Here is an 8,012-nt window from a genome sequence, read left to right on the forward strand (position 1 = left end):
TATTTTGAGAAACCGGCAACCGCAGCAATTTCTTCCAGGGTAAAATCCCTGTCAAGGTTATTTTCAATATAGTCTACGGCTAAATTTATCCTGCCCCAGTATAATGCGGCCATCTTGGAGCGTTTAGCTTGTTCAGCTTTCATGGGTACACATCCATTCGAGTTCCACTCAAAAGTTGTGTAGAGCTCAACGAAAAAAGAAAACCTGTCCCATGATGAATTAAAAGCATCGCTTTCATTCGGCATACAGCTCCTAGGGAATTGACATGTAGAGCTAAAATAGTCCTCGGCACCGGGCAAGCTCATCCAGCACCTGCTGGGCATTTTCCGGTTTTTTCAGGAAAGCCAGGTACTCATCTTTTTGTTCTTGGGTAAGGGTCACCGGATTTAATAAATCCATCATGTATTCATCGGTAGGTATTCCGCACAACACTAAAGCTTGCTTCCGTACGTCCGCATAGGCTGTAGACTCCAGGAAGCCCCGTCCGATCCGTTCTCCATCCAGGGTTTCCAGGTATACCGCCCCTTCGGAGTATTGGGAACCAGCAGCAAAATATCCTTGCTGGCCAGTTTCAACAATAGGAATCAGGTAAAATTGACGGCGCTCCTCGGGAACAACCGCTGATTCTACCATCACCTTGACCCGGTTTGGGTACCAGGTGTTGGTTGCCAGGTAAGGTTCGTAGTGAATTGTGCTTTGAATCCACCGGTCGACCTCAATGGAACCGGAAATGGATTCATAATCTCCATTTTCTTTGATATATACCCCCCAACAGGAAGCAGTCATGGTACCCGGAGGATTGATTCCAGTCTGATTGTAAAAGGCGGCATTCTTCGTTTTGTGAAGAGAAGATAGACTCATCTCCGTGCCATCATCAAACTGGATCATCATCCAATCCCATCCATCGGGTTCCCTAACATCCAGTGCACTGGCAACGCGGATCAATTCGTTTCGCGGATTACCTTTGGGCATGAATCCACTCCCGTATTGATGATCATACCAGAATTTCCCACCACTTAGGCTTACTTTCTGACCATTTAATCCAAGGGTGCTCGTTTTTGGATCGAGTAGAAGATGTGGTACCGAATAGTAAAGCGTACCCACTCCCCCGCAGCTTGGACACAAGCCCTCATCGCCGTTGAGGACATAGCCTTTGGTTTGATGCAGGGTTATATCGATTTCTATTTCGACTGGCTCTTCTCCCGATTCATCCACTCCCCATGCCTGAAGTTTTATTGGAAATAGGGTATCATCCTGCAACGAGCACATGGAATTCCTCCCCAATTCGTACTTGAAAGGATAAGAAGAAAAATTGATTAGACCGGTTGTCCCGGCGACGATATAAGGTTTGGACCGATAATGCTTATCCCCTGCTTTGCTTATGGCTAAATGCATTTCCAGTATCTGGTTTTCCAGATCACTAAGACCGGCCATTTGAGCCATCGCTGGGGGCAGCAGTGAGTATCGCCAGAACATCATCTGAACACCGTATTCTTCTCCAGAATTGGTGAAAGCACTCCCCACAAAGAAATGCCAGCCTACCTGGTAATCATACTGCGGGCTGTCATCCTTTGGGAATCTGAATTCTTTGGTTTCTGGGATTTCCTGGTAGCCTCGCGAACTGGTAGGCCCCAAAAAAGTGGTCATGGCATACGCTTGGTGGGGACTGAGGTTATTTGAGTATTCTTTAAACATTTTGTGTCTTGGTGAGTAATCTGAGGTCCAGCTATCGGGATTCGTAATCAAGTCATCAAGCCGCACCAGCATTCTCTCCCCAAAAGCCTGTGTACTGTTGGCCGGATTATTGAGACGTTCTTGGATGTCTTTTGGAATTTCGCTGGGATCATAATCGTACATCCACAGAACTCGGGCTACATTTTGTAAAGTTTCCGTGGAAAGGTCAGAAGCACAAGCGGATATGTCAAAAAAACCAGTCAAAGATAATAGGATTATTGCGATGATAAACTTTTTCAAGACACAATATCCAACCATTTGACAACCTCCCTGAATATTTTTTCAATACTTAGAAAACTCATAATATATGGCAACAAAATTAATGTCAACCAAAAATAACGATACAATTTTTTATTACATTAATGTGAATGATTTTGTGAATTACTCTATTTTATTCGGGAAACAGAATCCTTGGGATTGAGTTCTTAATTCTTTAATTTTGGAACTACGTCCCTCAAACCTCAATTGACTTTCCACCTGTCTGACTTCTTACTATTACCACATCTTTTTTCCATACCTGCTACTTGGGTTCCTATTCTGCCTGTGAACGGTCATCAGCAAAAAAACCGACCTTTTTCTTTCATCTGAAATTATTCTGGCAAGAGAACCCCGGATGGAAAAAACCAAATACCGCAAAAGATTGATATGAAAACAGATTTAATGATTTACAATTGCCAATACCCTTAAGAGAGCAGGAAGAGGTTAATACAAATCTTACCGAGCATTATGGTGTAGGATATTCAATTGGTCTGAACCGAAGCCAAAAAAAATAACAGATTTATGCTAATTATAGTTTACAAATGGCCGATAATAGTTTTTGAGATAAGTTAAATACTGAATACCAGAACGGTTGGGACGGGAAAGCCATCAGCGAAGTCGAGCACAAAGTCAGCTGATCGGACATAGGTATCTTTCGGTAGCTAAACGATCAAGCGACCGAAATAGCAGCCCGAGTTAGGAAAGCGAGGAGGTGGAAATGCGATACTAACACAACGATTTGCTGAACCTGAGGAGGACTGGAACAGGTTATGTTGGTCACATACGATCATCCGACCAAACTGACTTAGACTCCATCCGACAAGAAATCAGCAGATGTTCTGGGACAACGAGGGCTAACACGTGGAATTGATCATGAAGAATATCTATAAAATATGGGATAATCCCAAAACGTGGTCGATTGGTAGTAAAAAGCCCAATAAGAACTTGTAAACCAAACAAAGGAACCAGGAGGTTTTTAATTTATGGAAAAGTTTAAGACACTAAACCGTTCTTTAATCCTTTTATTCGTTACGATAGCGATTGCCCTGCTGGCAATCGGACCTGTCTGGGCGGAAGAACAGGATCCTTACCAATCGGCCATCATCACCGCTCGGACGGAAGCCTGGCGGAGTATCAATTCTGGAATTTCCGGGAGTGCCACAGTGGCGATTATGGACCAAGGCCAGCTGGTTTATACGGAAGGCTTCGGAATGGCTGACCGAGTCAAGAGTATTCCGGTCGATGCCGATACCATCTTCAATATCGGGTCGATCAGCAAGCTGTTTTGTGCAACCGCAGTGATGCTTCTGGTGGATGATGGATTGGTGGAACTCGACAATCCAGTCATTGAATATCTCCCGGAATTCACCATGGCCGATGAACGGTACCGCGATATTACCGTACGGATGTTGCTGGACCACTCTTCTGGTTTTCCCGGATCGTGCTATGCTAACATGATTGGCTACCAAGCAAAACCCGATGTTTTCCAGGACACTCTGGATAATCTGTCGCAGTCAACCTTGAAGCACGCTCCCGGAGAAATGGCTCCGTATTGTAATGATGGTTTTACCTTGGCAGAAATGCTAGTCGAGCGAGTTAGTGGTCAATCCTATATCGATTTTTTATCAGAAAGAGTCTTCCAACCGCTTTCACTGAAAAAGACCGGCAAGAGTCTCGGGGAAAGACCCAAAGACCTACTCGCATTATTTTACGCCCCTGATACCGGTCAGGAAATTCCCCTGGAAATACTTTCGGTTTTGGGTGCTGGTGGACTCGCTTCCACAGCGATCGACCTAGTTCGTTTTGCCGATGCCTTTTCCGGGAAAGGAAACCAGATTCTTTCTTCAGAAGCTATTACCGAAATGACCAGTTGGCAACCGTCCCTTCTCGCTCAAAAGGTTTGGGATGAGACGGGGTTATATGGAGAATTTGCCTACGGATTAGGTTTGGACCTGGTAATCCAGTATCCCCAGACGGGGAAAGGGGTCAAGTTGATCGGAAAGGGGGGTGACACGACAGACTATCACTCGATGCTACTTTCCGCTCCAGAAGAAAGGCTCTCGGTTGCGGTCATCCAGAGTGGCCGGAGCGGTGACGCCGTAAAAATCGCCTTTGCCATCATGGACAGCCTCCTTATTCAGAAGGGTTTAATGGAAGCTCCCCCAGCGACAGTAGCCAAGCCGAAGGAACCGCAAGCCATCCCAGAAGAGTATCTTGCTTTTCAGGGTTATTATGCACCTAACCCATTCAAAGTAACCTTCGATCTTGAAACTAATACCGTTAATGTAACCAAGCTGGATAAAAAAGAAGAAGTACCGGTTATAACCCTGACTTACCGGGACGGGCATTTTTACGGTCCCGATGATAGTCGCTTTTCTTTTCTTACAGTGAATGGACATCGTCTGCTGACGACCTCCATTTTTAACCAAGTCGTCGAGATGCTTATCGGGCAGCAGCTCAGTAAACTCGATGAACCTCTGAATTTGGGAATCGATATGGACGGAACAAGCTGGCTGAGACGAAACGTGCTCCCTGGAGAAGCATTCAACCCAGAGCACATCATGACCTCTCAGCTCATTGAAGACCTTCCCGGGTATGTGGTTTTCCAAGGGGTCAAACAGATCTTGTCTCCACAGTATGCTGGTATTCCGGTCGGAGCTGTTCGAGACCAGACTGATTTAACTCTATTCGAAAATGACGGACACACCTGGGCAAGGGTTTTTGATTTTCTCTACAGTCCCATCGAAACCGCTCTTCCACTGGAAACAGGGGAAAATGAAGTGACTATCGGTAATCTCAATTACAGCGAGTGGCTATCGGTACCAGAAGAATGCATTGTTGACATCCAGAAACCCGAGCAGGGTAGGGTATTTATCTTTTCTCCGGAAGGATCGGTCCTCTACGACAGCCTGAGTGATAGCGGTAAAGTCTTTATTCCATCTGGTGGTTTCATTGAGCTCATTGGACACGCCGGTGATGTATTCAATGTAACCAGGAATTAGTTAATGGTGAATGATAGCCAATAAGCGGTGAGAAGTGATCGTTAAACTATTTGAATAACCTGGTATTGGGATAGGAAAGTTTGCAATAAATCTTTCCTATCCCGCATTAAAATTATATTGTGTCTTTCAAGTCACAAGTGGAGCTCATTCTCACCTGACTGGATTAAAGGATAATTCCTATTCAGGGAAAAGCATGAAAATCAATCGAAAATTGGAACTTCTTCAACTGCTTTCTGGAAAGTCTTGCTGGATTAGTTGACTAAAGAAACCTTATCTCCAACACCTAAGTGCACTGATAGGTCTCCTTGCATATACTCTCTAAAGGATTAGTAGAGGTAATTTCCATCTTATCCTATGGAAGAAGACCAGAATTTATTGGGAATCTTTGAGTGGGTATGATATCCTCGACCGAGTTAGTTATAATTTTTTAAGGGAAATTATAAAATCAATATTTATAATACTTACTATGAGATAATAATTTATAAGGGATACTGAAACTTAAATCACAACGTAGGGATCATTTCAGGAAAAATTGAGATGTTTAAAATTTGTATCTTAGAAAGGTGGGGGGGGTTAAAAGATAATGTTGAAGAAGATAATGGAAGAGAAAGTCGCTATCGTTACTGGAGGTGCTTCGGGAATAGGTGAAGCTGCAGCAAAAATCTTGGCTGAGAATGGCTGTAAAGTTGCAATGCTGGATATCGACGAGTCACGCATGGAAACGGTGTTGCGTGAAGTCCAGACTCTTCAGGAAGAATGTTTTTCTGTTGCTGGTGATGTGACCGAAGAAAACACCGTTATTGATTTTTTCAAGGAAGTTACCCAAAAATGGGGGAAGCTTGATGTTCTGGTCAATAGTGCCGGACGGGATTCTCTGGCTCCGCCCGTTTCCGAAGTAACCCTGGAGGAGTGGAATAAAACCATAGCAGTCAACCTGACCGGAGTATTTTTATGTTGTCGGGAAGCTTTTAGAATTATGGAAAAACAACCTACCGGAGGTAGAATCATCAACCTTGGCTCGACTTCAGCCAAACTTGCCTCCAGTCCTGGCCACAGCCCGTATCGAGCCTCAAAGCATGGAATGATGGGTTTCAGTGAAAACATTCTTTTAGAGGGAGTCAAAAAGAATATTGCCGTAACAGTTATCAATCCCTCTCACGTCAAGACCCCCATGACTGAAATCATAGATCAAGGACTCTATGCCGAAGGATTGACGTCTTATCTGGAGGGATGGTTGGATCCTGAAGAAGCCAAAGGAGGAATTTACGCCAATTGTATCGATGTCGATTATGTAGCCAAAATTCTTTTATACATAGCCTCCTTGCCACCCGAAATTACCATTCCCCAATTTTCGGTTTATCCAACTTTTAAGGCACACCGGTACGGCATGCGAGCATGAGGTTGGTTTTTGATGACCTTGAAAAAATTTAGTTATTTTTTGAAAAAATATTTCTTCTCTCACTATTCAATTTCCTCCTTCTCCCTTGATGAGAGAAGGTCAAGATGAGGATGAAACCTGGATTTAAATCTATAGTTTGGTGTTTTGAAATAAGTTGTTGAATGGTTCTTCAAAAGGAAGTAAAAATGGATGGATATACAAAAATTATCAATAACATATTTGACCTGCAAGGAAAGAATGGATGTTGGAAAATGCTTTCGAAATCCGACAAATATTATCCTACTTGTCTTCATTATGCTCCGACCTTTAAAGCCACTTTGTGGACGTTAATACTGCTTGCTGATATTGGTCTTGATAATAACGACCACCGAGTGAAACAACCATTGGAAATCATCAAGGATCATTTTTTTGATTCAGACAACCTCATCTATTCTTTAAGTGAAAATCATTTTCCGATTCCTTGCCTTAATGGGAACATTATATACCTGGAAAGCTATTTTTCTGGTTTAATTGGCGAAGAAACCATGAAAGCCATTGAATTTTTCTCTCAATACCAAAGATTTGATGATGGTGACTATATCACCGAAAAAAATCAGTATTGTGCTAATACCAGTTGCTATGGTAAACATAGTTGTTACTGGGGAATTGTAAAATTATTGAAAGGACTTTCTTTCGTTCCAGTAAAACTCAGAAACCGTTCAATCAACAAGTTAATCAATTCATGTATCGATTTTATTTTATTACATAGTGTATGTTTTAGATCTCATCGAAGAGGTACCATAATGATTAAAGATATAGATAATTTGACATTTCCGAATATGTATAAAAGCGATTTTTTGGAAATTCTCTGGTTGTTAAAAAGGGAAAATGTTCAATCAGAAAGGCTCAAACCAGCTCTTGATTTATTAAGATCAAAATGCCTGCCAGGTGGTAGGTGGATTTTAGAGAAAAAGATACCTAATTTGGTCACAAGCATAGGAGAAACCAACCAGCCCAATGATTTTATTACCATAAGAGCAAAAGAAGTGCTGGAATTCTACTCTGAAGAAGGAATGAAACCATGGTGAAAAGCATACATGAAGAATTTAAAAAATTGAGTGATCAGGAACGTGCTGCGCACTTACAAAAATACTTCAAGACCGGGAAAGGTGAATACGGAGAAGGGGACGTATTTTTAGGTTTGAGAGTTCCCACGATTAGAAATATCGCCAAAAAATTCAACACTATATCCATAGATGAGGCTGAAGAATTTCTCCAATCACCCTATCATGAAATACGTTTATTTGCCCTTTTTGTGCTCATCGATCTTTTTAAAAAAGCGAGAGAGGAAGAAAGTAAGAAAATCTATGACCTCTATCTCAAAAACACCAAGTTTATCAACAACTGGGATTTAGTCGATACATCGGCTGGACCGATTGTCGGTGCTTATTTGTTCAAGCGTGATAAAGAACCAATTTACACGCTGGCACAGTCAGAAAACCTGTGGGAGCGCAGAATAGCCATAATGGCCACGTCCTACTTTATAACTCAAAATAAATTTGCTGACACTTTGAAGATTGCTGAAATGCTTCTCAATGATATGGAGGACCTTATTCATAAAGCAGTGGGCTGGATGTTGA

At 42.5% G+C, this 8,012-nt stretch carries 5 protein-coding genes and 1 pseudogene; 4 read left to right on the plus strand and 2 right to left on the minus strand.

Annotated elements, in window-relative coordinates; all coding sequences use genetic code 11:
- Positions 1-245: pseudogene (locus tag PLK24_RS05800) on the minus strand (hypothetical protein); the annotation flags it as partial.
- 28 nt (positions 246-273) lie between these two features.
- A complete protein-coding gene (locus PLK24_RS05805) occupies positions 274-1,992 on the minus strand; it encodes a lipocalin-like domain-containing protein (protein ID WP_324477185.1) in 1,719 nt (572 codons plus the stop codon).
- A gap of 983 nt (positions 1,993-2,975) precedes the next feature.
- Between PLK24_RS05805 and PLK24_RS05810 the strand changes: the two genes are divergently transcribed.
- From PLK24_RS05810 to PLK24_RS05825, 4 genes are all read left to right on the plus strand, one after another.
- Positions 2,976-4,994 carry a serine hydrolase domain-containing protein gene (locus tag PLK24_RS05810; protein ID WP_324477187.1) on the plus strand — a complete coding sequence of 673 codons (2,019 nt, stop codon included), beginning with the start codon at positions 2,976-2,978 and terminating at the stop codon, positions 4,992-4,994.
- 583 nt (positions 4,995-5,577) lie between these two features.
- Positions 5,578-6,393: an SDR family oxidoreductase gene (locus PLK24_RS05815; RefSeq protein ID WP_324477189.1), complete on the plus strand. Its 816-nt coding sequence runs from the start codon at positions 5,578-5,580 to the stop codon at positions 6,391-6,393.
- A gap of 161 nt (positions 6,394-6,554) precedes the next feature.
- A complete protein-coding gene (locus tag PLK24_RS05820; protein WP_324477191.1) occupies positions 6,555-7,460 on the plus strand; it encodes a hypothetical protein in 906 nt (301 codons plus the stop codon).
- Positions 7,454-8,012, plus strand: a 559-nt coding sequence (locus PLK24_RS05825; protein ID WP_324477193.1) for a DNA alkylation repair protein, incomplete at its 3' end; no start/stop codon positions are given. The genes PLK24_RS05820 and PLK24_RS05825, both read left to right, overlap by 7 nt.

It is taken from the genome of Atribacter sp., from assembly GCF_035418125.1.
Taxonomy (GTDB): domain Bacteria; phylum Atribacterota; class Atribacteria; order Atribacterales; family Atribacteraceae; genus Atribacter; species Atribacter allofermentans.